The 26,150-nt window shown below is 51.2% G+C and carries 24 protein-coding genes; 12 read left to right on the top strand and 12 right to left on the bottom strand.

What is annotated here, in order from left to right; all coding sequences use genetic code 11:
* Positions 1-170: 170 nt before the first annotated feature.
* Both fnr and ogt read right to left on the bottom strand, forming a co-directional pair.
* Positions 171-923 carry a fumarate/nitrate reduction transcriptional regulator Fnr gene (gene fnr, locus QNN86_RS18005; RefSeq protein WP_135911931.1) on the bottom strand — a complete coding sequence of 251 codons (753 nt, stop codon included), beginning with the start codon at positions 921-923 and terminating at the stop codon, positions 171-173.
* A 194-nt stretch (positions 924-1,117) separates the two neighbouring features.
* Positions 1,118-1,633 carry a methylated-DNA--[protein]-cysteine S-methyltransferase gene (gene ogt, locus QNN86_RS18000; RefSeq protein WP_135911932.1) on the bottom strand — a complete coding sequence of 172 codons (516 nt, stop codon included), beginning with the start codon at positions 1,631-1,633 and terminating at the stop codon, positions 1,118-1,120.
* A gap of 224 nt (positions 1,634-1,857) precedes the next feature.
* Here ogt and smrA point away from each other — a divergent pair, with 224 nt between their 5' ends.
* A complete protein-coding gene (gene smrA, locus QNN86_RS17995) occupies positions 1,858-2,421 on the top strand; it encodes a DNA endonuclease SmrA (protein ID WP_096756911.1) in 564 nt (187 codons plus the stop codon).
* 11 nt (positions 2,422-2,432) lie between these two features.
* On the opposite strand, the gene QNN86_RS17990 is transcribed toward smrA, so the two are convergent.
* Positions 2,433-3,665, bottom strand: coding sequence for a sensor domain-containing diguanylate cyclase (locus QNN86_RS17990; protein ID WP_181617042.1), 1,233 nt, complete (start codon positions 3,663-3,665; stop codon positions 2,433-2,435).
* 67 nt (positions 3,666-3,732) lie between these two features.
* A complete protein-coding gene (locus tag QNN86_RS17985; RefSeq protein WP_181617041.1) occupies positions 3,733-5,847 on the bottom strand; it encodes a putative bifunctional diguanylate cyclase/phosphodiesterase in 2,115 nt (704 codons plus the stop codon).
* A gap of 417 nt (positions 5,848-6,264) precedes the next feature.
* Here QNN86_RS17985 and QNN86_RS17980 point away from each other — a divergent pair, with 417 nt between their 5' ends.
* The 4 genes from QNN86_RS17980 (at position 6,265) to dbpA (ending at position 10,421) form a co-directional block, all read left to right on the top strand.
* Complete coding sequence (locus QNN86_RS17980; RefSeq protein WP_414212034.1) at positions 6,265-7,431, top strand: methyl-accepting chemotaxis protein; 1,167 nt, start codon at positions 6,265-6,267, stop codon at positions 7,429-7,431.
* A gap of 147 nt (positions 7,432-7,578) precedes the next feature.
* Positions 7,579-8,562 carry a zinc transporter ZntB gene (zntB, locus tag QNN86_RS17975; protein WP_096756915.1) on the top strand — a complete coding sequence of 328 codons (984 nt, stop codon included), beginning with the start codon at positions 7,579-7,581 and terminating at the stop codon, positions 8,560-8,562.
* Positions 8,563-8,836: 274 nt separating this feature from the next.
* Positions 8,837-9,019, top strand: coding sequence for a hypothetical protein (locus tag QNN86_RS17970; protein WP_096756916.1), 183 nt, complete (start codon positions 8,837-8,839; stop codon positions 9,017-9,019).
* Between the two features lie 28 nt (positions 9,020-9,047).
* Positions 9,048-10,421: an ATP-dependent RNA helicase DbpA gene (gene dbpA / locus QNN86_RS17965; RefSeq protein WP_096756917.1), complete on the top strand. Its 1,374-nt coding sequence runs from the start codon at positions 9,048-9,050 to the stop codon at positions 10,419-10,421.
* A 104-nt stretch (positions 10,422-10,525) separates the two neighbouring features.
* Here the strand turns inward: dbpA and ttcA are convergent, their stop codons facing one another.
* The 5 genes from ttcA to nifJ form a co-directional block, all read right to left on the bottom strand.
* Positions 10,526-11,461 (bottom strand): tRNA 2-thiocytidine(32) synthetase TtcA, encoded by a 936-nt coding sequence (ttcA, locus tag QNN86_RS17960; protein WP_096756918.1) that lies wholly within the window; start codon positions 11,459-11,461, stop codon positions 10,526-10,528.
* A gap of 198 nt (positions 11,462-11,659) precedes the next feature.
* Positions 11,660-12,094, bottom strand: coding sequence for a universal stress protein UspF (gene uspF / locus QNN86_RS17955; protein ID WP_115258358.1), 435 nt, complete (start codon positions 12,092-12,094; stop codon positions 11,660-11,662).
* Positions 12,095-12,175: 81 nt separating this feature from the next.
* Positions 12,176-12,388 (bottom strand): KTSC domain-containing protein, encoded by a 213-nt coding sequence (locus QNN86_RS17950; RefSeq protein WP_181632189.1) that lies wholly within the window; start codon positions 12,386-12,388, stop codon positions 12,176-12,178.
* 150 nt (positions 12,389-12,538) lie between these two features.
* Entirely contained in the window at positions 12,539-13,672 is a 1,134-nt protein-coding gene (ompC, locus tag QNN86_RS17945) for a porin OmpC (protein WP_182269754.1), read from the bottom strand.
* Between the two features lie 362 nt (positions 13,673-14,034).
* Positions 14,035-17,559, bottom strand: a complete 3,525-nt coding sequence (nifJ, locus tag QNN86_RS17940) for a pyruvate:ferredoxin (flavodoxin) oxidoreductase (protein WP_414212030.1) — start codon at positions 17,557-17,559, stop codon at positions 14,035-14,037.
* A 274-nt stretch (positions 17,560-17,833) separates the two neighbouring features.
* Between nifJ and QNN86_RS17935 the strand changes: the two genes are divergently transcribed.
* Positions 17,834-18,100 carry a DUF333 domain-containing protein gene (locus QNN86_RS17935; RefSeq protein ID WP_096756923.1) on the top strand — a complete coding sequence of 89 codons (267 nt, stop codon included), beginning with the start codon at positions 17,834-17,836 and terminating at the stop codon, positions 18,098-18,100.
* A 13-nt stretch (positions 18,101-18,113) separates the two neighbouring features.
* Here QNN86_RS17935 and hslJ read toward each other — a convergent pair whose 3' ends face one another.
* Both hslJ and ldhA read right to left on the bottom strand, forming a co-directional pair.
* Positions 18,114-18,533 carry a heat shock protein HslJ gene (gene hslJ, locus QNN86_RS17930; protein WP_414212028.1) on the bottom strand — a complete coding sequence of 140 codons (420 nt, stop codon included), beginning with the start codon at positions 18,531-18,533 and terminating at the stop codon, positions 18,114-18,116.
* A gap of 112 nt (positions 18,534-18,645) precedes the next feature.
* Complete coding sequence (ldhA, locus tag QNN86_RS17925) at positions 18,646-19,635, bottom strand: D-lactate dehydrogenase (RefSeq protein ID WP_137362286.1); 990 nt, start codon at positions 19,633-19,635, stop codon at positions 18,646-18,648.
* A 316-nt stretch (positions 19,636-19,951) separates the two neighbouring features.
* Between ldhA and QNN86_RS17920 the strand changes: the two genes are divergently transcribed.
* The gene (locus QNN86_RS17920; protein WP_096756927.1) at positions 19,952-20,164 is read left to right on the top strand and encodes a hypothetical protein; all 213 of its coding nucleotides are present in this window, start codon (positions 19,952-19,954) and stop codon (positions 20,162-20,164) included.
* Positions 20,165-20,320: 156 nt separating this feature from the next.
* Here QNN86_RS17920 and blaGIL read toward each other — a convergent pair whose 3' ends face one another.
* Complete coding sequence (gene blaGIL / locus QNN86_RS17915; protein ID WP_220470440.1) at positions 20,321-21,181, bottom strand: GIL family class A beta-lactamase; 861 nt, start codon at positions 21,179-21,181, stop codon at positions 20,321-20,323.
* A gap of 181 nt (positions 21,182-21,362) precedes the next feature.
* Between blaGIL and QNN86_RS17910 the strand changes: the two genes are divergently transcribed.
* The 5 genes from QNN86_RS17910 to QNN86_RS17890 all read left to right on the top strand — a co-directional run bounded on the left by QNN86_RS17910 (position 21,363) and on the right by QNN86_RS17890 (position 26,147).
* Positions 21,363-24,002, top strand: coding sequence for a YdbH family protein (locus QNN86_RS17910; protein WP_414212025.1), 2,640 nt, complete (start codon positions 21,363-21,365; stop codon positions 24,000-24,002).
* Positions 23,999-24,190, top strand: a complete 192-nt coding sequence (locus QNN86_RS17905; RefSeq protein WP_016156612.1) for a YnbE family lipoprotein — start codon at positions 23,999-24,001, stop codon at positions 24,188-24,190. The genes QNN86_RS17910 and QNN86_RS17905 overlap by 4 nt, the downstream gene beginning before the upstream one ends.
* A 7-nt stretch (positions 24,191-24,197) precedes the next feature.
* A complete protein-coding gene (locus QNN86_RS17900) occupies positions 24,198-24,521 on the top strand; it encodes a YdbL family protein (RefSeq protein ID WP_096756930.1) in 324 nt (107 codons plus the stop codon).
* Positions 24,522-24,627: 106 nt separating this feature from the next.
* Positions 24,628-25,233, top strand: coding sequence for a CDP-alcohol phosphatidyltransferase family protein (locus QNN86_RS17895; protein ID WP_182270843.1), 606 nt, complete (start codon positions 24,628-24,630; stop codon positions 25,231-25,233).
* Complete coding sequence (locus QNN86_RS17890) at positions 25,230-26,147, top strand: phosphatidate cytidylyltransferase (protein ID WP_182269757.1); 918 nt, start codon at positions 25,230-25,232, stop codon at positions 26,145-26,147. The genes QNN86_RS17895 and QNN86_RS17890 overlap by 4 nt, the downstream gene beginning before the upstream one ends.
* The last annotated feature ends 3 nt before the right edge of the window (positions 26,148-26,150 follow it).

Below are 26,150 nucleotides of genomic sequence, written 5' to 3'. Positions count from 1 at the left end.
CTGACTCATAGCGGATGCATTTGTTGTAAGCAGAAAACGGATACCAGACGGGCAAAGCGGAAAAGAGTCGATGAATGATGATTAGAGCAGAAGAGAACCTTCTGCCAGATCGTTAAATTGGGAACATTTAGCGATGTGACAGAAGGGTAATAGCGATGCTTGCAGAACGATTACGCTACGTTGCGTGAATGGCCAGCAAGAACAGCCAGCGCGTCGCTATTCTCGATAGTGATATATTTGCCTTTCACCGCCAGCATGCCGCTTTTCTGGAATCGACCCAGCAGACGACTGATGGTTTCTACCGTGAGGCCGAGATAGTTACCAATATCTCCGCGAGTCATGGTCAGGCGGAATTCGCGAGGCGAGAATCCACGTTGGGCAAAACGACGGGACAAATTGTAGATGAAGGCCGCTAAACGTTCTTCTGCGTTCTTCTTCGACAGCAACAGGATCATGTCCTGATCGCCTTTGATCTCGCCGCTCATCAGACGCATCATCTGCTGACGCAGATTCGGCATCTTACCGGACAGATCGTCCAGGGTCTCGAATGGGATTTCACAGACCATTGAGGTTTCCAGCGCCTGTGCAAAGCTCGGATGATGACCGCTACCGATGGCGTCAAAACCGACTAAATCGCCGGCCAGATGGAAACCGGTAATTTGCTCATCGCCTTGTTCGGTAATGGTATAGCTTTTAATCGTTCCGGAGCGGATAGCATAGAGTGATTTAAGTTCATCGCCTGCTTTAAAGAGCGTCTGCCCCTTTTGGATAGGCTTTTTGCGCTCAATGATATTATCGAGCTGGTCAAGCTCGTGCTCGTTAAGTGTGAACGGGATGCAAAGCTGGCTGATGCTGCAATCCTGGCAATGGATAGCACAACCGCCAGACTGAATGCGCCGTATAATTCGCTTTTCCGGGATCATAGGTCTGCTCAAGCCGTAATTGATATTTGTCAATTTTAACATCTTTTTGGTGAGCACGTAAGCCTGACCTACCCCTAAGAGAGAATAATTCAGGCATAAGCGAGTTGAATGTTTGTATCTGTTTGATTAACCGCACTTTATCTGCGGTTGCTTTATGTAGAAGTGTGATGAATAAGGCATTAATTGCCTGGATTCTAGAGTAGCAAATAGCCTTCATGGCGCAATAACCACTCTTTTCGCTGCACACCACCTGCATATCCGGTCATGGTACCGTTGCGTCCAATCACGCGATGGCAGGGAACAACGATGCTGACTGGGTTAGAACCGTTTGCCGCACCCACGGCCCTGGCGGCACCGGGACGCCCCAGTTGTTCGGCCAGTTGCCCATAGTGCATCACCTGACCACAGGGGATCGCGCGTAGTGCTTGCCAGACTTCCCGCTGAAACGGGGTACCTGCGGTGGCCGTTTCCAGTGTGTCAATAATGCCCAGATTCCCCGCGAAATATTCAGACAACTTATCGCTTAACCCCCCGGGGTTTTTTGCGGCAATGCGCTGGTAGCCTTCAGCGCGATAATGAATATCCAGCAGCTGTTCCATACGATCGCTGTGCTGATCCCATTCGACGGCGCGCAGGCGAAATTGTTCATCGCAAATCACCCACAGTGGACCTAGCGGTGTTGCAATGGTGTCTTCAAGTAAATTAAGCATCCGTTTCTCTCAATACCGGCGGGACAATACCCGTGTCATCTGGCGGGCTTACACCTTATCACGCCAAGGATATTCACAGCTATACCCCCTAAGATCCACGACTTAAACCACCGAGTAGAATCGCCTGATTATTGGAAATAGCTGTAAACCGTTGTCGGTATAGTTGTCGGTATAATAGTGCGCAGTTATGATAATGACCGTCGCAAAATGCTGGAGGATGAAACATGAACCCTGATGACGCATCATTGTTTCTGGACGCTATGGGGGATGTTGAACCTCTGAAAGGCTGTACTGATATCCACTGGCAGCCTTCGCGCAATCCTCGTGCGCCAGCGCGTATTGATACGCTGCAGTTGGATAATTTTCTCTCGACGGGTTTTCTGGAGATCGTACCGTTGAACGAACCGCTGGCTTTTCATCGCGAGGGGTTACAGCAGGGCGTTACCGATAAGCTGAGGAGCGGAAAGTATCCCCAGCAGGCGAGTCTCAATCTTTTGCGTCAGCCGGTCGAAACATGTCGTCAGATGTTATTCAGTTTTATCCATCAGGCCCTACAGGAGGGGCTGCGCAACGTCCTCATTATTCATGGCAAGGGACGAGACGATAATTCCCATGCCAATATCGTACGCAGCTACGTGGCGCGTTGGTTGACGGAGTTTGACGACGTGCAGGCGTACTGCAGTGCACTGCCGCACCATGGTGGTAGCGGGGCATGTTATGTTGCACTTCGCAAAACGGCGCAGGCCAAACAGGAAAACTGGGAGCGCCATGCAAAACGCAGTCGTTAACGGCTGCGATCTCAGGCTGCCAGCACCCGGTTTCTGCCTTCGTTCTTGGCTTTGTATAACGCGTCGTCCACGCGTTTGAACAATTCATCAATGCTTTCATTCGCTTCGTGTCGTGCCACGCCGATGCTGACGGTAAAGCGGGGAAGGCCCGGGAGGCTGACACGGGCAACCGTCGCACGTAGGGTTTCTGCCAGATTAAGTGCAACATCGAGAGATGTACGTGGCAGGAGCAGCAAAAATTCTTCACCTCCCCAACGAAAGACCAGATCGTCTTTACGCGCGCAGGCTTCCAGCGTGCGGGCCAGCGCGCAAAGCACCTCATCGCCCTTCAAATGACCGAAGAGATCGTTAATGCTCTTAAAACGATCGGTGTCGATCAGTAACAAGCTATAGTCCTGCGTCAGCGGCATAGCGTGCGTTTGTTCAGCTTCAGTGATGTGATAAAAATGCCTGCGATTGAATAATCCGGTTAAGGCGTCACGCAGTGCAGCCCGTTCCAGTTCCTGCTCAAGGCGTTTTTGCTCGGTAATATCGTGAATAATGCATAGCATCAGTTTATTACCGTAAATCTCGATGGGGCCAGCGTAAGTTTGCACGTGACGAGTGCTGCCATCGGCCAGTTTGTGGACAAAATGTAAGGGCTTATGGCCGCCAGGCAGATGCGCAATTTTATGCATCACCGGTAAGACGTGACGCCCCAGCATGTTAATTTCCCAGGTATGTTTCTGGCACATCACGTCATGGCTGTAACCATAAAAATTCAGCGCACTGAGGTTGGCGTCGACAATCAGCCCATCGCGAGACGGATCGATGAGCAGCATCGGCGCCGAGTTTGTCAGGAAAAAACGCGCGTAAAATCCCTGTTTCTTACGTTGGTAATTGGCGGAACGACTGGCTTTAAGCCCTTGTGCCGCCGGGGTTTCAATACCTTCAAAAAGAATGACGTCACCGCCATTAGCCAGGGTCCTGATGGACAGACGGCAGGCCTGGGCAATTTCCTCTCCGTCCCGGCAAACTGTGAGGATTTCCACAATGTCATGCTGATTTTTCAGGTCGCTGAGATACTGGGTTAAGTCGGCCTGAGCATGGGTCGAAAACACCCCCTTCCTGAGGCGAGAGAAATCCGCAGCTTGCATGATTTCCCGAGCTACGGTATTGGCGAAAACCAGGTCCTCGGTATAGGGCGAAACGAGCCAGACCGGAATGGTTAATAAATCCAGTGAATGCAGTTCGTTTGTGCTCATCGATAATCCCGTTATCTTCATTGGCTATGTTGCCGACCGACTGGCAACTAATATTTCTTTTTCAGTCTCACAACGATATTGATTCCTGGTGAGACAACGTCTGTACGGCCAGTATCGGTTTTACGCTGCTTTCAGTGTGCATCAATTCATGGATCTGATGTGCGGGCAGGGGCTTAGCAAACAGAAAACCTTGTAAAACTCTGCATCCCATCTGGGTGAGGAGTATTTCCTGCTCATGTGTCTCTATACCCTCAGCCACGACGCACATATTCATCGAGTGGGCTATGTCAATAATAGTAGACACGATTTTTGTATTTTTGCTGTTCTCACTAATATCTTTGACAAATATTCTGTCAATTTTTAATTCCCGCGCCGGGAGTGACTTTAACATCAGGATATTTGAATAACCGGTGCCAAAATCATCAATAGAAATGGTGATGCCGAGTGCAGAAAATGCATTCAAAACGTCGACGCTATGCTTTAAATTTTTAAGGGCTGTACTTTCAGTCAGTTCCAGCGTTAATTGTGTCGGTGATAGCTGATATTGCGCGAGAGCATTGCAGACAATATCGACGATATCATGCTGTTCAAACTGGGCGGATGAAAGATTAACGGCGAGCGTCCACTGGCTATGGCCTTGCGACGCCCATTGGTGTAACTGAAAACAGGCTTGATGAATAACCCAGTCACCGACTGGAATGATCAGACCTGTCTCCTCAAGCGCGGGAAGAAATTCAGCAGGCAGCAGCATGCCGCGCTCGGGGTGGTGCCAGCGAAGGAGTGCTTCAAAACCGGCCAGCGTATGATCCCCTGTGGTATATTTAGGCTGATACCATAGCTCGAATTGATTACGCTCAAGCGCCTGCGACAGTTCCTGTAAAAACGTCGGTGGCGTATCTGCGATTGCCTCCATTTCTGGCGTGTATATTGCCCAACCGTTTCTGCCGGCCTGTTTGACATGGTACATCGCCATATCAGCCTTCACCTTTAACTCATGTAACGTTGCGCCATGTTCAGGATAAATACTGCTTCCTGCGCTTAACGAAACGCGAAGAGAATGTCCACATAACGTAAATGGCTCTTTGATAACATTGGCAATACGGGTCAGCAGGTTGGAGATAGCCTCTCTGCCACTATTCGGAACCAGCAGCATAAATTCATCCCCACCCAGTCTTGCGAGGGTCATGGTCTCATCGAGACAGGTATAGATGCGTTGAGTGCTGGCAATCAGCAATTGATCACCCATGTGATGGCCCCAGGTATCGTTAACCACTTTGAACCGATCGAGGTCGATAAAGACTAGCGAAAACGGGTGTTGATGCAGTTTGGAGTCCTGCATGCAGGCCAGTAAGCAGGCATCGATCTGGGTGCGGTTGGCAAGCCCAGTCAGCGGGTCAAAGTGGACCTGATGTTCAAGCTGACAGTTTAATTGATGCAAATTATCTGCCAGTCGTGATGTCCGTAGTTGGGCGTCCACCATCGACATCACCAGCATTATCCCCAGGATCACCATCGTTATGGCGCTGACCCAAATGGAGAGTTCCAGCGTGGAGATCCCCTCATGCGCAGTGTGCGCAACGTGAGTAAAGGTCGCAGCCCCCATCCCGGTGTAATGCATAGACGCAATGGCCAGCGCCATAATGAGCGCGGCAATAAGACGGTTGATTAACGCGCGTCGGGTATTTTGGCGCAAATGAAAAGCCAGCCATAAACCCGCGCCTGATGCCACGACGGCAATGACCACCGAGAGCAGAATAAGTCTGCGATCCCAGATAATTGCCACATGTTCAACAATGGCCGCCATGCCAACGTAGTGCATTGCCACTACGCCAGTGCTTAATAGACTCGTGGCGACAACCAGTCGTTTTGTTGATAGCGTCTGACCCGATATGGCGATATTGATGGCAAACGTTGCACTAACAAGAGCAATGAGGAAAGAGCACGCGGTGAGTACAAAATGATAATTTATCGGCATGCTCATTTTCATGGCCAGCATACCAATAAAATGCATTGACCAGATCCCCAGACCCAGCGTCGCACCGCCGGATAACCGCCAGAAGGTCGATTCCCGTCGACTGGAGATCGCCACTTTTCCCGCACTGTCGAGAGCAATGAAAGAGGCAATAAACGCGACTATAAAGGAAATCCCAATCAATACAGGGTCCCACGACACGTGCAACATCGTACTACCTATAGATAAAAAGTCGTGATGTTAAATCTAGCAGATTTTGTCAAGTTAACCCGATAAAACCAGGAATAGTCTTAATATTTCATCATGAGTATTAGCTTGAACCTCTCAAATTAGGAAATATTCTATTTTCGCTTATGTAAGCATTCACCATATTTATGTTTTTGCGCATTTTGTGTTCGTGGCGTGCTCCTCATCACAATAATCTGAACGTTGGTGCGGTGATCCGCTTTGGCAGAGAAAAATGCGGCATTAATGAAAATTTAAACTGTAATAATACGCCTTAAGTGAAAGTGGGGTAGAGTCCAGTTGAAAATTAAGGTTTCTGCGTAAGCGAATGGTAATCTGTATCGCAACTGCTATAAAAATTATTACCCGTATTTATATTATTTCTTGGTGAGCAGAGCTGAAATGTTGAAGAATATAAGCGTCAGGACGTTTATTATTTCATTTGTGACATTAACAATTTTTATTATCAATGTGATAGAGTTATTATTATCCACAGAGATTGATACTATTATTTATACTGACGTAGTAAGTCTGATCTCGATATTATGTCTGTGGTGGTACATGACAAAATATCTCGTTGAACCGATCAACACCGTTAAGAAAAGCATTGAAGAGGTCACGTCAGGGAATTTGGCAATCAGTATTCCTGAGTTTGGTAATAACTGCGCAGGGCGACTTATTCCAGGTATTAACAGCTTATCGAGTAATATTTCTGCGTTAGTCAGCGAAATCCGCACTTCTTCACGTACAGCGATGACGCTCTCTGAACAGCTTGCGGAGCGCAGTGCAGCGCTGTCGGTTAAAACAGAGCAGCAATCAGGGGTGCTATCGCAAACCTCCGCCAATATGGAAGAGATAGCCATCAGTACACGTAATAATGCTGAGAATACACAACTGGCCAGTGCCCAGGCGAATATCGCTACACACTCCGCCTGTCAGGGTGGCGAATTAATGGTTCAGGTTGCGACTAATATGCGCTCTATCACCGAATGCGCGCAGCAGATGACGGAAATCATTGCCCTGATCGATGGCATTGCTTTTCAGACGAATATTCTGGCATTAAACGCAGCTGTGGAATCAGCACGAGCAGGTGAGCACGGCAAGGGGTTTTCCGTGGTAGCGGGAGAGGTGAGGACGCTGGCCCATCGTAGTGCTGAAGCGGCAAAGAGTATTAAACGGCTGATTGATGAAACACATTACAACGTGCGCGAAGGGGCGGCTATTGTCCGCGAAGCCGAAAAAAACATGCAGGATATCGTGGGCGGCGCCGGGAAATTGGACCAATTGATGGGGGAGATATTAACCACCACGCGGGAACAGGAGAAGGGTATCGTTAAGATTACCCAGGCCCTGGCAGAGTTGGAAAACGTGACTCAAAGTAATGCCACCATGGTCGATGAGTTATCGGATTCATCAGCCATTCTGAAAAATCAGGTAAACGACCTGCAGTCACGAACACATAAATTTCATTTAAGTAACGCTCAGGAAAAAGAATTTTTCCCACAATCTCACGGCACCGTAACACCTTCGGGGCTCAGCCGACGGGATAAATACGGTCATTCATTCTAATCCTGTAGTCACCCGCGCCGACGTCGTCGGCGTTTTCATTTTATTTAACTTTTCTGAATCATTTCAGCACAATGGGATAATGAGATATTGCTTAACATAATCTGCAGGCTAGACTAACGAAAAAGACTGAATGACTGTGGAGGCGCTGTGGAAGCCATTAAGGGAGCGGACGTTAATGTGCCGGATGCCGTGTTTGCCTGGCTACTGGATGGCCAGGGCGGAGTAAAACCGCTGGAAGATAACGATGTGATCGATGCTCAGCATCCCTGCTGGTTGCATCTTAATTATACCCATTCTGATAGCGCGAAGTGGTTGGCGACGACGCCTCTGCTTCCTAATATTGTGCGCGATGCGCTGGCCGGTGAAAGTACGCGCCCACGAGTCAGCCGGATAGGGGAAGGCACGCTGATCACCCTGCGGTGTATTAATGGCAGCACGGATGAGCGTCCGGACCAACTGGTGGCAATGCGTTTATATATGGATGAGCGGCTGATTGTCTCGACGCGTCAGCGTAAAGTGCTGGCGTTAGATGATGTGATCAGCGATTTGCAAGAAGGAACGGGGCCGAATGACTGTGGCAGTTGGTTGGTGGATGTCTGTGACGCGTTAACCGATCATGCCAGTGAGTTTATTGAACAGCTGCACGACAAAATTATCGATCTGGAAGACAATTTACTCGATCAACAAATCCCACCGCGCGGCTTTCTGGCACTGCTGCGTAAGCAACTGATCGTCATGCGGCGCTATATGGCTCCACAGCGAGATGCCTATGCACGTCTGGCGAGCGAAAGACTGCCGTGGATGACCGACGATCAGCGGCGCCGGATGCAGGATATCGCCGACAGGCTGGGAAGAGGGTTGGATGAGATTGACGCCTGTATTGCCCGGACCGGTATCATGGCGGATGAAATTGCGCAGGTGATGCAGGAATCGTTGGCTCGCAGAACCTATACCATGTCGTTGATGGCGATGGTCTTTCTGCCCAGCACATTCTTAACCGGATTGTTTGGCGTTAACCTTGGGGGAATTCCCGGTGGCGGCTGGCAGTTTGGTTTCTCATTGTTTTGTATTCTGTTAGTGCTCCTGATTGGTGGTGTTACTTTATGGTTGCATCGTAGTAAATGGTTGTAACAACAACGTTTTTTACCGCCTCTGATGGGTGAAAACGTTTAATATTTTGAGCGAGGTCAATAAACTCTCTACCTATTCGGGGCAATATCTCTCTCGCAGGTGAATGCAACGTCAAGCGATGGGCGTTGCGCTCCATATTGTCTTACTTCCTTTTTTGAATTACTGCATAGCACAATTGATTCGTACGACGCCGACTTAGATTAGTCGGCTTTTTTTTGCCTGCAGGAAATGAGCGTCTACCCTAAAAGAGTCAACCTGAATGACTGGAGGGAATATGACCCGTCTCACGCTATTGCTACCGTTGCCCACACTCAACACCGACTCTGTACCGACCGATCCGGTACCTATTCCTGACCCGATACCTCGTCCGCAGCCGATGCCTGATCCACCGCCGGATGAAGAACCGATTAAATTGTCGCATCACGGGCGCAGATCTGCGAGGATACGCGCCTGCTAATTGTAAGTTCTTACCGCGAGATTAAATTGTGACCGCTTTTTCTACTCTGAATGTTTTACCTGCCGCTCAACTCGAGAATCTTAACGAGCTGGGTTATCTTGAAATGACGCCTGTTCAGGCCGCTGCGCTACCGGCGATCCTGGCAGGAAAAGATGTTCGCGTGCAGGCAAAAACCGGCAGTGGCAAAACGGCCGCGTTTGGTCTTGGACTGTTACAGCACATTGATGCCGCGCTGTTTCAGACGCAGTCGCTGGTCTTATGCCCCACACGTGAACTGGCTGACCAGGTCGCGGGCGAACTGCGTCGATTAGCGCGTTTCCTGCCGAATACCAAGATATTAACGTTGTGCGGTGGGCAACCTTTTGGCGCACAGCGTGATTCTTTGCAACATGCGCCACATATTATTGTCGCCACGCCGGGCAGATTGCTCGACCACCTGCAAAAAGGTACCGTGTCGCTGGAAGCCCTGAATACACTGGTAATGGATGAAGCCGATCGCATGCTGGATATGGGCTTTAGCGATGCCATTGATGAGGTGATCCGCTTTGCGCCTGCGTCACGCCAAACGCTGCTGTTTTCGGCGACCTGGCCGGAAGCGATTGCCGCAATCAGTGGCCGGGTGCAGCAAAACCCGTTAACGATTGAAATCGATACGGTAGATGCGCTACCGGCGATTGAACAACAGTTTTTTGAAACCTCCACACACGGCAAAATTTCGTTGCTGCAAAAGTTGCTCAGTCAACATCAGCCGGCATCGTGCGTTGTCTTCTGTAACACCAAAAAAGATTGCCAGGCCGTGTGCGACGCGTTGAATGCCGCGGGGCAAAGTGCGCTGTCACTACATGGTGACCTGGAGCAGCGCGATCGCGATCAGACGCTGATTCGTTTCGCTAACGGTAGCGCGCGCGTGCTGGTGGCAACCGATGTTGCAGCACGTGGCCTCGATATTAAATCGCTTGAGCTGGTGGTGAACTACGAACTGGCATGGGATCCGGAGGTGCATGTACACCGTATTGGACGTACTGCGCGTGCGGGTAACAGCGGCCTGGCCATCAGCTTCTGTGCGCCAGAAGAAGCCCAGCGTGCCAATATTCTTTCTGAAATGCTGCAACTTAAGCTGAACTGGCTACCTGCACCTGGCAACGGTTCAATTGTGCCGCTTGAGGCCGAGATGGCGACGCTGTGCATTGATGGCGGCAAAAAGGCAAAAATGCGTCCGGGTGATGTTCTGGGGGCATTGACCGGTGATATGGGGCTGGATGGGGCCGACATTGGTAAAATTGCCGTGCATCCGATGCATGTCTACGTGGCCGTTCGTCAGTCCGTGGCGCATAAAGCGTGGAAGCAGTTACAAAACGGTAAGATTAAAGGCAAAACCTGTCGGGTTCGTCTGTTGAAATAAATGTCCGTTGGAGTGCCTGATGGCGCTCTACTTATCCGGCCTACAGGCGTTTATGCACGTCGTAGGCCGGATAAGACGTTTACGTCGCCATCCGGCATGATAAATTACTTCACTTCAACCACGTTCAGGCGTAACTCATCCAGCTGATTTTCATCTTCTTCCGGCTGCCAGCCAGCAGGTTGCAGCGGGATCTCTTCGCGATCGAACGCTAAGTCACCGCCGTCAACGACCGCTGAGCCGTGCTTAATACCTTTAAAGTCGAACAGATTGATATCGCTAAGATGCGAAGGCACCACGTTCTGCATTGCGCTGAACATGGTTTCAATACGGCCCGGGTAGCGTTTATCCCAGTCACGCAGCATGTCAGCAATCACCTGACGCTGCAGGTTCGGTTGTGAACCGCACAGGTTACACGGAATAATCGGGTAGCCTTTGGCTTCTGCAAAACGCTCAATGTCTTTTTCACGGCAATAGGCCAGCGGACGAATGACAATATGCTTTCCGTCGTCGCTCATCAGCTTCGGTGGCATACCTTTCATTTTCCCGCCGTAAAACATGTTTAAAAACAGCGTTTGTAGGATATCGTCGCGGTGGTGTCCCAGCGCAATTTTCGTGGCACCGAGTTCGGTTGCCGTGCGGTACAGAATGCCGCGGCGCAGGCGAGAGCACAGTGAGCAGGTTGTTTTCCCTTCCGGAATTTTGTCTTTGACGATTCCGTAGGTATTCTCTTCGACAATTTTGTACTCGACGCCCAGTTGTTCCAGATACTCCGGCAGAATGTGTTCCGGGAAACCGGGCTGTTTCTGATCCAGGTTAACCGCAACCAGAGAAAAACTGATCGGCGCGCTTTGCTGCAAATTGCGCAGGATCTCCAGCATGGTGTAGCTGTCTTTCCCACCGGAAAGGCACACCATAATGCGATCGCCATCTTCAATCATGTTGAAGTCGGCAATCGCTTCGCCCACGTTACGACGCAGACGCTTTTGTAATTTGTTCAGGTTATACTGATCTTTCTTGCTAATATCTTGATTTTGCGACATTTAATAGAGGCTCAATTCATAGTGTGGCATCAGAAGAGAATGCATCACGCCGGATTGTCCGGCAAAAGAAGTCTGATATAAAAACTGTGGCGTGTATGGTACGGATAAGCGGGAAAAATGTCAGCACATTTAGGTCAGGAATCGCGGGGTAAAAGAGGTAGAAATGAAAAGCCCGCAGCGATGTGCGGGCCAGAAAGCTTAGCGGACGACCAGAACCGAACACTCCGCATGCCGCACTACAGCTGCGGCGTTGGAGCCAAGCAGATAAGTGGTGATGTCAGGTCGGTGCGAGGCAATAATGACCATATCTGCGGGTAATTTCCTGGCAAGCTCCAGAATTTTATCTTTTGGCGAACCTTCAACGACATGAACGTGAATTCTGTCTGCCGGGATATTGAACTTCTTGATCATCTCTTCCAGTTGAGATTTCGCTTCGGCCTTAAGATCGTCCATGGCCGGCAACTCAGCCGAGTAGGCCAGTCCAAGCGAAGCATAATAGGGCAATGACGGAATAACGGTCAGAAAATGGACCTGTGCATCGTCAATTCTTGCCTCGGCTTCGACATGGGCAATAACACGTTGAGTTAATTCTGAGTCTGAAATATCGATGGGTACAAGAATCGTTCTGTTCATAAAACCTCCTGTTTAAGTATCCTCCTAAAGCTTACCGCGTAATGGCACTTTATGTACAATGACAGAGATCACATTTTGGCATCACTTTATTTTGAGTTCAGGGAACTTGCCTTTTATTACGCCATCGTAAAACCGGCCTTTTGAGACCACTGTCAGGAAATCTCGAAAGATACGCGCCGGGACCGGGTGATATTGCAGGATTTCCGTATGGTGAAAACGAATTTCTAACGTGCGGGATGATTCGTCATAACCGACGGATGCAATACGGGATGATTTAACGGGGTGATGATTCATTGCAGGCATCCTCTGCGGCGAGTGTGAAGGCAATATATCATCTATCAGGGATGTGTTTTAACGCAACAGATATAATGTTTTGATCTACATAAAACGCAATTGCACTGTAGGGGCGGGAGAGTAGCCCGCTGTTTCCAGCGGGCTGACAGATTAGAACTGGTAAACCATACCCAGTGCTACAGTGTCATCGGTAGAGATGTCATTTTGGGTGTAGAAGCTGTCGTCTTCATCCAGCAGGTTGATTTTGTAATCAACGTAGGTGGAGAAGTTTTTATTGAAGTAGTAAGTCGCACCTACGGAAGCATATTTAACCAGATCCTGGTCGCCATCAGAACCGTTTACACCCAGATCCTGACCTTTAGACATCAGGAAAGAAACTTCCGGACGCAGACCGAAGTCGAACTGGTATTGCGCAGTCACTTCAAAGTTCTGCGTTTTGTTGGCAATAGTATTATTGCTACCGTCTGAGCCGCCATAAGGGGTCATATTACGGGTTTCGGAATACATGGTTGCCAGGTAGATGTTGTTCGCGTCGTATTTCAGGCCAGCAGTCCACGCATCAGCTTTGTCGCCGCCAGCGGTAGAGTGATTAACCTGCTCGTTGGTACGGTCAGAAGAGGTGTATGCCGCACCGAAGCTGACGCCCATACCCAGATCGTAGGTAGAAGACAGACCGAAGCCGTCACCGTTGGAGTTCTTCATATTACGATCGTCACCACCGTTATTGGTGCCTTCTTGCTCCGGTGACTGATTTTCGTTCGCGCCCTGGTACTGCAACGCCACGTTCAGACCATCAACCAGGCCGAAGAAATCGGCGTTACGGTAGGTGGCTACGCCGTTGGCACGACCGGTCATGAAGTTATCGGCTTTGGTGTAAGAGTCACCGCCGAATTCTGGCAACATATCGGTCCAGGCTTCTACGTCGTACATCACGCCATAGTTACGACCGTAGTCGAATGTGCCGTAATCGCCAACTTTAATACCCGCGAAAGCCAGACGAGTCCAGGAATCGCCTTTATCACCTTCTGTACCGTTTGCCTGAACCTGATATTCCCACTGGCCATAGCCGGTGATCATATCGTTAACCTGAGTTTCGCCTTTGAAACCCATACGCATATAGGTCTGATCGCCATCACTGCCAGCGTCATCAGAGAAATAGTGCAGACCGTCTACTTTACCGTAGAGATCTAATTTATTGCCGTCTTTATTATAAACTTCAGCAGCGTGTGCAGCGCCTGCAGCTAACAGGGCTGGAATTACGAGAGCCAGTACTTTTCTGTTCATTGAAATAATCCTTTAGTTTTTATATTTACCTGCAACTACCCATATAGGGTGTAAAAGCATGCTAAAGGATAAGTTCCGTAAAGAGATAAATATGAATTGTTACGTCTTAAGTAAAATCTTAAACAAATAATTCCACGGAAATGATGATAATTGCAGTGAATGAGTTAACGATTAAATATATAAAATAAATATTATACAAGTTAATTTTGTTGAGATATTCTGCGCGGGTTATATGCCTTTATTGTCACGTTTTATTTTTCGTTGGAGAGTTGTCATAAGATTGATTAGCCAGCGAATAAATTGACAAGCCCGAACATCTGTTCGGGCTTTTTTTATTCCAGATTAATACTTAACTGAACGTATTAATCGGTACTGCTTTTTTCGGCTTTTCCCGCCAACTGCGCCAGGAAGTCATAGCGTTTTTGCAAATCTGCGGTCGCATCCTTCCACAACTGCTCTGCCACCTCCGGCTGCTGTGCATTCAGGCGGCGGAAGCGCTGTTCGTTCATCAAAGTCTCAGCCAGCGCATCTGACGGTGGGCGAGAGTCCAGTGCCAGCGGCAGTTTACCTTCGTCAGCGCGACGCGGATCAAAGCGATACAGTGGCCAGAATCCGGTGGCCGTGAGCTGGCGCATCTGATCGTGACTCAGGGCGAGATCGTAGCCGTGTTCTTCACATGGGCTGTAGGCAATAATCAGTGACGGACCAGGGTAAGATTCTGCTTCCTGAATCGCTTTCACCGTCTGGTTTAACTGCGCTCCCAGCGAGATCTGTGCGACGTAAACATGACCGTACATCATCATACTGACGCCCAGATCTTTACGTGCTTTACGCTTACCGTGTTCGCCAAATTTGGTGACCGCGCCAAGCGGTGTCGCTTTCGAGGCTTGCCCGCCGGTGTTGGAATAACACTGGGTATCCAGCACCAGGATATTAACGTTCTCGGTCAGGCTCAGGACATGGTCCAACCCGCCAAAGCCAATATCGTAGGCCCAACCGTCACCGCCAATCAGCCAGATTGATTTCTCAACCAGTGCATCGGCATCGGTTAACAGTTGCTGTGCGCCATCAACGCCTTGCAGATGTTGGCGCAGTGCGGCGACCTGCTCGCGACGAACTTCCGGCGTGGCTTCTGCGTGCAAGGCATCATTCAGCTCAGCCGGGATCTTATCGGCAAACTGTTCCAGCAAGCGCATGACGCGAACGCGGTGTTGGTCCACCGTCAGGCGGAAGCCCAGACCAAACTCGGCGTTATCTTCAAACAGTGAGTTCGCCCAGGCCGGCCCGCGGCCATTGGCATCGGTGGTATAGGGTGTGGAGGGCAGGTTGCCGCCATAAATCGATGAACACCCGGTTGCGTTGGCGATCAGCATGCGGTCACCGTACAACTGGGTAAGCAGCTTGATATACGGCGTTTCGCCACAGCCTGAGCAGGCACCGGAATATTCAAACAGCGGGGTGATCAGCTGCGAGGTGCGAATATCAATGCGTTCCAGTTTGCTGCGGTCGATCTCTGGCAGGGTGAGGAAGAAATCATAGTTCACTTTTTCTTCTTCGACATGCTCCAGGCGGGACATCATATTGATGGCCTTGATCTCGGGATTCTGGCGATCTTTCGCCGGGCAGACTTCCACGCACAGATTACAGCCGGTGCAATCTTCAGGCGCGACCTGTAGAACATATTTCTGACCGCGCATATCGCGGGATTTCACATCCAGCGAATGCAAACTAGCCGGGGCGTCTGCCATTGCTTCCGGGGAAACCACTTTGGCACGAATTGCCGAGTGCGGGCAGGCGGCAACGCAGTGGTTGCACTGTGTACACAGTTCTTCTTTCCAGATAGGGATTTGTTCGGCGATATTGCGTTTTTCCCAGCGCGTGGTGCCCATGGGCCAGGTACCGTCTGGCGGCAGTGCGGAGACGGGCAGTGCGTCACCCAGACCCGCGAGCATCGCCGCCGTCACGGTTTTCACAAAATCAGGCGCGGCATCGGAGACCACTGGCGGTCGGTTGGCGCTGTGCGGATCAACCGGCTGAAGAGCCACTTCGGCGACCGACTCACGTGCCAGCGCCAGCGCCTGCCAGTTACGTTCAACCAGATCCTGACCTTTGTTGCTGTAGCTTTTTGCAATTGCGCCCTGCAGTTCCGCCAGTGCGCTATCACCGGGTAAAATTTGTGTCAGATGGAAAAACGCCATTTGCATTACGGTGTTAATACGTGCTGCCAGGCCGCATTCACGGGCGATTTTGGCAGCGTTAATCACGTAAAAACGGGCCTTCTTCTGGTTCAGAACTGCCTGAACTTCTTGCGGCAGACGTGACCACACCTCATCCACGCTGTACGGCGTATTGAGCAGGAAGATACCGCCTGGCTTCAGACGTTCTGCCATTTGATATTTATCGATAAACTGCAGTTGATGGCAGCCAACAAAATCCGCCTGCGACACCAGATACGCCGAACGGATCGGTTTTTCGCTGACGCGCAGATGGGACACCGTCAGGCCGCCGGCTTTTTTCGAGTCATAGACGAAATAACCCTGCGCATACCACGGCGTCGAGTTACCGATAATCTTGATATTGTTTTTGGTCGCTGACACGCTGCCGTCGCTGCCTAATCCGTAAAACAGGGCTTCGAGTTTTGCGGTGGCGGGCAGGGTGTTTTCCGGCAGAGGCAGTGACAGGTTAGTGACATCATCGTAGATGCCGACGGTAAAGCGTGATTTCGGTTTGGCGTGGCTGAGTTCATTAAACACTGCCAGCACACAGTCCGGGCCAAACTCTTTCGAGGAAAGGCCATAGCGCCCGCCAATTACACGCGGTAGCGTTTCACGCTCGCCACAGTTAAAGGCTTCGGCTAGCGCGGTCATGACATCCAGATACAACGGCTCAGCCTGTGCCCCGGGTTCTTTGGTGCGATCCAGAACGGCGATGCTGCGTGCGGTTTCCGGCAAGGCCTGCAGTAAATGTCGGGCTGAGAACGGACGAAACAGACGGACTTTCAGTACGCCGACTTTTTCGCCACGGGTAAGCAACTCATCCACGACTTCTTCGCAGGTGCCGATGGCGGAGCCCATCAGAATGATGACGCGCTCTGCCTGCGGATGACCATAGTATTCAAACGGCTGGTACTGGCGACCCGTTGCGGTGGCGAAATCGTTCATCGCCTGTTCGACATGCTCGTAAACCGCGTTGTACCACGGGTTTGTCGCTTCGCGTGACTGGAAATAGGTATCCGGGTTAGCCGAGGTGCCGCGAATCACCGGATGCTCCGGATTCAGCGCGCGAGAACGATGGGCGTCGATCTCCGCCTGCGGCATCAGTCCAAGAATGGTGTCATCGGCCAGCGGTACGATTTTATTGATTTCATGTGAGGTGCGGAAACCATCAAAGAAATGAATAAACGGGACGCGGCTTTTCAGCGTGGCGATATGCGAAATCAGGGCAAAATCCTGCGCTTCCTGAACGCTGCTGGCGCACAGCATCGCACAGCCGGTCTGGCGAACGGCCATCACGTCGGAATGGTCGCCAAAAATCGACAGCGCATGGGTGGCAATCGTACGTGCCGCAACATGCAATACAAACGGCGTCAGTTGACCGGCCAGTTTGTACAGCGTCGGGATCATCAGCAATAAACCTTGCGATGAGGTAAAAGATGTAGACAGCGCCCCGGTTTGCAATGCGCCGTGAACAGTTGCTATTGCACCGCCTTCCGACTGCATTTCCACGACGCGCGGGGTATCTCCCCAGACATTTTTAAGCCCATTACCGGCCCAGGCATCGGCCTGCTCCGCCATCGTCGAACTCGGCGTAATCGGGTAGATGGCGATAACCTCGCTGGTACGAAATGCAACCGAAGCAACCGCACCATTACCGTCAATTGTTTGCATACTGACACCCTTACATTGCGCAAAAAGAGGGACCCGCAAAACGGCGGCGAGTCCTGTAGTTATCTTTCTATTTTAGCAAAAGCCATCTGGACACATTTTCGCATTTGTGTCCCTGTAATAAACAGAATGAATGGTTTGATCAAAGGAGCCGTCAAAAAATTGCCAGAAAATGTAAACAGGGCGCATAAATGCGCACTTTACCTCTCGACGACAGTGTTTCTGCTGCCTATTATTTAGGGCTGTGTCGTTGGGTTATTTTTGAGAGGGGAGTGAGATGCGCGCAGCGTTTTGGGTAGGGTGTGCCGCGTTATTATTATCGGCTTGCAGCAGTGAACCTGTTCAGCAGGCAACGGCCGCGCACGTCGCGCCGGGCATGAAGGCTGCAATGTCGGGTTCTGGTGAGGCCAACTGCGCTATGATTGGCGGTTCGTTGTCGATTGCACGTCAACTGGATGGTTCCGCCATCGGGATGTGTGCTTTACCTAACGGCAAACGCTGCAGTGAACAGTCGCTTGCCGCCGGGAGTTGCGGGAACTATTAAGTCTCCGCGTTAATTACATTAAATCTGCCAGTTTATACGTCAGTGTTTGCTCTGCCGTCGCCAGTGTTAACTGGTTAGCCGTCAAATCGACCTGTGCGCCTTGCTTAAACACGTCGCTGATAACGCCATCAAGTGTGTTCAGCTGTGGGTCGGCGCACTTCATGCGGGTCATCGCCAGGTCTTTCACCTTCAATTCGCCGTCAGACAGCTTGCCCTGGCCCGTGAATTGATTACACATTTTTCCCGACACCGTCATATTTTCACCAAAACTCAATTCGGGTTGATTTTTCGCAACGGTGACCGGTTTGCCGTTCACGCTCTCCAGAACGAAACGGTGGTGCTGTAACTGTTCGCGATTAACGGAAACTTTTCCATTGCTCACACAGCCAGCCATAAGCATGCTGAGCGCAATCAACGTGACAATTTTCTTCATTGAATTTCTCTACGTTAGTGACGGGAATACAATCAATATAATAATGATACTGTCGGATTTATCATCAGGGGTTATCTGAAAATGCTCCCCTGATGGCAGGGGAGCGGCGTTTTCAGAAGAGGGCATTCGGGCAGGTTTCGCCTTTGGAAATCTGAGCCAGATTCTGCAAGGTCGTTTCCGAAATGCTGGTTAACGCTTCGGCCGTTAAGAATGCCTGGTGCCCAGTGAACAACACGTTATGACAGGCAGACAAGCGACGGAATACGTCATCCTGGATAACATCATTGGACTTATCTTCAAAGAACAGGTCGCGTTCATTTTCATACACGTCCATACCCAAAGAACCAATTTTCTGGTTTTTCAGGGCATCAATGGCAGCCTGTGAGTCGATCAGGGCCCCGCGACTGGTGTTAACGATCATTACGCCGCTTTTCATTTGCGCGAAGGCTTCTTCATTGAGCAGATGATAGTTTTCCGGCGTTAACGGACAGTGCAGGGAAATGACGTCTGACTCCGCAAACAGCGTGCTGAGATCGACATATTCAACGCCTAATTCAAGAGCCGCAGCGCTTGGATAGGGATCAAACGCCAGCAAGCGCATACCAAAGCCTTTCAGGATCCGCAGCGCGGCAATACCAATTTTACCGGTACCGATCACCCCGGCGGTTTTACCGTACATGGTAAAACCAGTCAGGCCTTCCAGAGAAAAGTTGGCGTCACGAGTGCGTTGGTACGCGCGGTGGATACGACGGTTCAGCGTCATCATCATACCAATCGCATGCTCGGCGACCGCTTCCGGCGAATAGGCCGGGACGCGCACAACCTGCAAACCTAGCTCTTTGGCGGCGTCCAGATCGACGTTATTGAATCCGGCGCAGCGCAGGGCGATGTACTTCACCCCGTGCTTTTTCAGTTCTTCCAGAACCGGGCGGCTGCCATCGTCGTTGACGAAGATGCACACGGCTTCGCAGCCATGGGCTGTTTTGGCCGTTTTCTCGGTCAGCAGAAAGTCAAAGAATTCAAGTTCAAAACCAAAAGCCTCGTTAACCTGTTGCAGGTACTTCTTGTCGTACTGTTTTGTACTATAGATGGCGAGTTTCATAAGACTTTCTCCAGTGATTCTGAAATCACATTAATCCAATTCAAATTATTTTACAAAATCCAAAAAACAATTGATAGTCATAGATATAATGAATAATTCTAGAGCATCTGTTGTTAATGTGGGCACCTTGCTGGATTTAAAGCACGAGTCTTAGTCTATGTACTCTTTGGCGCGTCCTGGGGGCATTCATCTATCGAAAATTCTATATGCAACCAGTGGCTACTCAAGGTGGTGGTGTTATGGCACCCGGAAGAAAGCCAGGTGAATTGCCTCCAGGCAGCTACGCTTATACAGGTAACACATATCGGGAGGGGTCATGTTAACTCACTCTGAAGCAAAACGCTGGGCCACCTTAATGCTGAAGGCTGCATTATGTGATGGTATGAAACCTGAAGAAATTTCCCGGCAGGTGCATCTTGTCTGCGATCATCATGGCAAGGCGTGCCTCGAAGAGCTCATAGAGGAAATTCTGATAGAAGCAGGTCGTATCGGACCTAAACATAGCGATGGACAACTGCGCCATCACTGAGTTTGAACGCTTCCGCGTCCCCGTTAATATGATGTCTTAAGAGCAGACAGAACAACGGGGAATCGCGTGATGCACTGCAGATGACTCAACTCAGTTCCCTGATTTTTTATATTTCCGCTGGCACGCGTAACAACGTACCGTTGTTTTGAGGCAATTTTACTCATCCCAGTGTTGGATCAGCGTCGCCCCAATCCCCGCAATCTGCCTGTTTCGCGCCTCCATTGTTGCCTGGCTTTCGGTGATGTAAATCACCACGATACGGGAAGGCTTACCGTCCGGCCCTAACGCCGCGACAATACCGCGAGAACCGCGTGCCCCGGCACCTGTTTTATCGGCTATAAACCAGCCTGCCGGAAGTACCGAGCGCAACAGCGGTCCCGCGACTTTATCCGTCACCATCCAGTGGGTGAGTTGCTGCTGTGATGTTGTCGTCAAGATTTTGCCAGTGAGCAGTTGGCGCAACGTTTTCGCCATGTTTTCAGGTGTCGTCGTATCGCGTTCATCGCCGGGCAGGGCTTCGTTCAGCTCGGGTTCCCAGCGGTCGAGCCGGGTCATTCGATCGCCGGTTGTGCGCAGAAACGCGGTTAATCCTTGCGGACCGCCGATGGTCGTAAGCAGTAGGTTCGCCGCCGTATTATCGCTCATGGTGATGGCTGCATCGCATAATTCGCCAACTGTCATGCCATCGTCAAGGTGCTTTTCCGTTACCGGCGAATACTCGACCAGATCACGCTGGCTGAACGGGATGCGACGATCCAGCCGCTCTTTTCCTGCGTCAACGCGTGCGAGCACCGCGCCGCAGAGTAAAACCTTAAATGTACTCATCATCGGAAAACGCTCTTGCAGGCGATAGCTTTCCAGAATCTCGCCGCTGGTGAGATCCAGCTCGGCATAACCGACTCGTGCGATGAGCTGGCTTTCTGCTTCTTTGACTTTATTCAGCGTTGTCGGGTGGGCAAACGCGGGCAGACAAAATGCGGTAAGCAATGGGATAAGGGCCAGACGAAAGTGGGGCATAGTTATATTCTTCCTTGGTATCTCTCTGATTAAAGATAACTTATTTAAATTATTCACAACCTATAAATATTACATATATTTCAATGGCATCTATTCTTAAGGTGGGCATGTTTAGCTAAACATGCCACAATACACGCCGAAACCGGCTTAAATTTTCGCTAAATCAGGATATTAACTACCCATGAAGGGTAAATATAAAGCCGTATTGGCGCTACTCTTATTATTGACCCTTGTGCCGCTGACGTTATTGATGACGTTGGGCTTGTGGGTTCCTACGCTGGCGGGCATCTGGTTGCCCGTCGGTACGCGCATTGCGCTGGACGAGAGTCCACGGCTTACCCGACATGGGCTGCATATTCCCGAACTCCGCTATTTGGTGGATGATTGTCCACTCGCGCGTATCACCGAGGCGGATTTATCCCACCCCAGCCGCTGGTTGCTGAACGTCGGCAGTATTGAACTGGATTCCGCTTGCCTGGCTAAACTGCCGCAGACGGAGCCATCGCCCGCCGCGCCGAAAACGCTGGCAGAATGGCAATCCATGCTGCCCAACACCTGGATTAACATCGATAAACTCATTCTTTCTCCGTGGCAGGAGTGGCAGGGCAAACTGTCACTTTCGCTGACGCCTGCCATCCAGCAAGTCAGTTATCAGGGCGAAAAGGTTAAATTTCAGGGACGTCTGCACGGACAAAATCTGACGGTCAACGAACTGTCTGTGGCGGCTTTTGAAGAGCAACCACCGGTGAAGCTGGTCGGGGAGTTTACGATGCCGCTGGTGCCCGACGGACTGCCGGTGGGCGGTCACGCGGTTGCCACCCTTAGCCTGCCGCAGGAGCCAACGCTGGTGGATGCAGAGCTGGAATGGCGAGAGAACAGCGGACAGCTGATTGTGATGGCGCGTGATAATGCCGATCCGCTGCTGGATTTGCCGTGGGAAATCACCCGCCAGCGGCTGACGGTGAGCGACGGGCGCTGGAACTGGCCCTATCAGGGCTTCCCGTTAAGTGGTCGTTTAGGCTTAAACGTCGAAAACTGGCAGGCCGGTGTGGAAAACGCGGTAGCTAGCGGGCGTTTGAACATTCTGACGCAGGGTGATGCAGGCAAGGGTAACGCGGTGTTAACCTTTGGTCCCGGCACGCTTGGTATGGACAACAGCAACATGCCGTTGCAACTGACCGGCGAGGCGAAGCAGGGCGATCTGATCTTTTATGCGATGCTACCCGCGAGTCTCAGCGGCAGTCTGAGCGATCCGCAGCTGGCTTTTGAGCCTGGCGCGCTGTTGCGTTCCCGTGGGCGAATTATCGACTCGCTGGATATCGACGAAATTCGCTGGCCGCTGGCCGGCGTCAAGGTGACCCAACGCGGGGTGGACGGGCGGTTACAGGCTATTTTACGCGCCCATGAAAACCAGATGGGTGGTTTTGAGCTGCATCTCGATGGTCTGGCTAATGATTTCTTGCCTGACGCCGGTCGCTGGCAGTGGCGGTACTGGGGCGAGGGCAGTTTTACCCCGATGCACGCCCGCTGGGACGTGGCAGGCAAAGGCGAGTGGCACGACAACACCATCAAACTGTTTGACCTTTCTACCGGGTTTGACCATCTACAATACGGCACCATGCTGGTGGAAAATCCGCGTCTGGTGATGGATGAGCCGATCGTGTGGGGGCGAGACCCAACCCAGCCCACGTTTAGCGGGGCGCTGTCGCTGGACGCCGGGAAAACCACCTTCTCCGGAGGCAGTACTCTGCCGCCTTCAACCCTGAAGTTCAGCGTAGAAGGGAGCGACCCGACGATATTCCAGTTCAAAGGCCAACTGCATGCTGGCGCCATTGGCCCGGTCCAGTTGAACGGTCGCTGGGACGGGATCCGCTTGCGTGGTCAGGCCTGGTGGCCAAAACAGTCACTCACCGTATTTCAGCCGCTGGTGCCACCGGACTGGAAGATGAACCTGCGCGAAGGCGAACTGTATGCTCAGGTTGCCTTCTCCGCCGCCGCAGAACAAGGCTTTGAGGCAGGCGGTCATGGCGTATTAAAAGGCGGTAGCGCCTGGATGCCCGACAACCAGATTAATGGCGTCGATTTTGTGCTGCCGTTTCGTTTTAGCGAAGGAGCATGGCAACTGGGCACACGCGGGCCGATTTCATTGCGTATTGCAGAGGTGGTGAACCAGGTCACGGTGAAAAATATCACCGCCGATCTGCAAGGTGGCTATCCTTGGAGCGAAGATAATCCCTTACTGTTGAGCGATGTTAGCGCCGATTTGCTGGGCGGCAAGGTAGTGATGCAGCAACTGCGTATGCCGCAGCACGATCCGGCATTAGTGCGGGTGCAGAATATCTCGTCCAGCGAGCTGATTAGCGCGGTTAATCCCAAACAGTTTGCCATGTCCGGCCCGGTCAGCGGCGCATTGCCGCTCTGGTTAACCAATGAAAAGTGGATCATCAAAGACGGCTGGCTGACCAACCCGGGACCGATGACGTTGCGCATCGACAAAGACACGGCGGATGCGGTGGTCAAAGACAATATGGCGGCCGGGGCGGCGATTAACTGGCTGCGTTATATGGAAATCACCCGTTCCTGGACGAAAATAAATCTTGATAACCTTGGCGTATTAACCATGCAGGCAGCCGTCACCGGCAATAGTCGGGTAGATGGCAAAGTCGGGACGGTCAATTTGAATTACACCCATGAAGAAAACGTCTTTACGTTATGGCGCAGTTTGCGTTTTGGCGACAATTTACAGGCATGGCTTGAACAACATGCAGCGCTGCCAGAAACCCATTGCCGGGAAGGCAAGGAATGTGAGGAACAACAATGAAAACTATTGCAGCCATGCTGGGACTGCTGGCGTCATCTTTGCTGATCGGGTGCACCCCGCGTATTGAAGTCGCGGCGCCGAAAGAGCCCATCACCATCAATATGAACGTCAAAATCGAGCATGAGATCCATATCAAAGTCGATAAAGACGTCGAGAGCCTGTTGAAATCACGCAGTGATTTATTCTGAGGTGACGATGAAAAAAACGCTTAAAGTGACCCTGTTGCTCCTGAGTTTACTGAGCGCCAATGCGTTTGCGCTGACCCTGAATGAAGCCAGAACCCAGGGGCGGGTGGGTGAAACGCTCAATGGCTACCTTGTGGCATTGCAAACCGATGCTGAAACCCAGACGCTGGTGAGTGAGATAAACAAGGCGCGTAGCGCCAGCTACCAGCAACTGGCTGAGAGTAACAATATTCCTGTTGATGAAGTGGCAAAAATGGCCGGACAAAAACTGGTGGCGCGCGCTAAACCGGGGGAGTACGTCCAGGGCATTAACGGGAAGTGGTTGAAAAAGTAATCAACAAATGTTTTTTAAATCTCATTTTGGAATAATGGCAAGTATCAGGCAGGTAATGGTTAATTAATCCACTATAATTGCATCAACAAATTATCAAGGAGTGATGATGACGCTTTATCAGATAAAGCCTGCCTTCCAGGCGCTTTTACGCCCGCTCATGTTCTGGTTAGATAAAAAAAGCGTCACCGCCAATCACGTCACACTGGCCGCGATGGCGCTTTCTTTTATCACGGGTGCTGTGCTGTTTATCTTCCCCGAACCAAAACTGTTCATTCTTTTACCCCTCATTTTATTTATACGCATGGCGCTCAATGCGCTGGACGGCATGCTGGCGCGTGAATGCAACCAACAATCCCGCTTGGGCGCTATTCTCAATGAAACCGGGGATATTCTCTCCGATCTCGCGTTGTATCTGCCGTTTATGCTGCTTTCCGGCAGCAATGCGCCACTGGTACTGGTTATGCTGTTTTGTGCGCTGATGACGGAATTCTGCGGTGTGCTGGCGCAAACCATCAATGGCGTGCGCAACTATGCCGGACCGTTCGGCAAAAGCGACAGGGCGCTGGTGTTCGGTACATGGGGGCTGGTGCTGGCGCTGTGGCCACAGGTGGCGCAGTGGAATAACGTTATTTGGGGCATTGCCACGCTATTGCTGCTGTGGACTATCGTTAACCGCTGTAAGAGCGCATTACGTGACGAGGGGGCGAAATGATGCTGCTGGAAAAATCGCTGGCGGTGATTTTTGCCCTGCTGGTGATAGCGACACTGGCAAACGGTCTGCTGGTGTGGCGTCGGCCGGGTAAAGACTGGCGTGAGTTGACGCTGCGTATTCGCACCTGGTGGATGATCATTGTACTGTTTTCGCTGGCTATCTTAAGCCCGCCCTGGCTGGCGTTGACCTTCTTCGCGCTGGTGAGCTTTATGGCGTTAAAAGAGTTTTTAACGCTGGCCCCATCGCGCCAGACCGACCGTATGCCACTGTTGTGGATGTTTATTGCGATCCCCATTAACTACTGGCTGATTGGTCTCAACTGGTACGGCATGTTCGTAGTGTTTATTCCGGTGTATGCGTTCTTATTCTTGCCGGTGCGGATGGTGATTGCTGGCGATACGCAGGGATTTTTACGCTACGCCTCCCAGCATCACTGGAGCCTGATGACCACCGTGTTTGCGTTCAGTCACGTGGCGTTTTTGCTGGTGCTGCCTGATGACGGCAAGCAGACCGGGGCACTGCTGGTGCTGTTCCTCGTCGGCTTAACGGAATTCAACGACATTGCCCAGTACCTGTGGGGAAAATCAATGGGCCGTATCAAGGTGATCCCTAAGATAAGCCCCAATAAGACCCTGGCGGGACTGGTTGGTGGCGTGGCAACCACCACGCTTGCGGCGGCGGTGCTGGGTCCGCTGATGACACCGTTAAGCATACCGATGGCGATGCTGGCAGGGCTTATTATCGGCATCAGCGGCTTCTGTGGCGATGTGGTGATGTCGGCCATTAAACGTGATATTGGCGTCAAAGACAGCGGTACGCTGCTGCCAGGCCACGGCGGTATTCTCGACCGGCTGGACTCGCTGATCTTCACTGCTCCGGTGTTTTTCCACTTCATTCGCTATTTTTACTACTAACGT

Origin of the sequence: Citrobacter sp. C348 (assembly GCF_047467975.1) — a bacterium.
Classification (GTDB): Bacteria; Pseudomonadota; Gammaproteobacteria; order Enterobacterales; family Enterobacteriaceae; genus Citrobacter; species Citrobacter gillenii.
Note: the sequence above shows the minus strand (reverse complement) of the source record. Positions and strands in the feature narration are given on the sequence as shown.